The organism is Neisseria sp. P0021.S007 (genome assembly GCF_051956855.1).
Genome location: NZ_JBQCXA010001536.1, coordinates 1 through 466 on the forward strand (window position 1 = coordinate 1; position 466 = coordinate 466).

At 42.1% G+C, this 466-nt stretch carries 1 protein-coding gene; it reads left to right on the forward strand.

From position 1 onward, the window contains the following. Positions 1-466: peptidoglycan-binding protein (locus tag ACTHUR_RS20130; protein ID WP_440400561.1), on the forward strand; the 466-nt coding region annotated here is incomplete at both ends.

Genomic DNA, 466 nt, shown 5'->3' on the forward strand with positions numbered 1-466 from the left:
CTATTGCTGGCACCGGCTTCTTCGTTTTCACAGAATCACGACAATCAGCCTAAGCCTTTTACTCCTCAAGCAGTGCAGGATATATTGCATTGCCAGGTGTCATCGTTGGATTTTTCGTTTTGGATTCCGGCAAATTTCACTGGTTATCTCGATCCAAATGAACGTGCCGGAGAAAATGTAGGACGTTTTGTCAATGAAATCGATAATATTACTTACCGTTACCACTTGCCGTTTAAGGTGCATCTTGCCAATCCCTTAGATGGAAAAGAAGTAGAAGGTCAGTATGTCGCTATTCGCAACAATGCTGTCTATTTGGAAATTGATTGGGCACGATATCCCAAATTGCATTCACTATACCGTCAGAAATATCAGGAAGACCTTTATGAGCTGACGCAACAGCTAAACGGACAAAATAGCACATCCAAAACGACACCTAAAAAACTGGATACATTGGGCTATAGTGTGC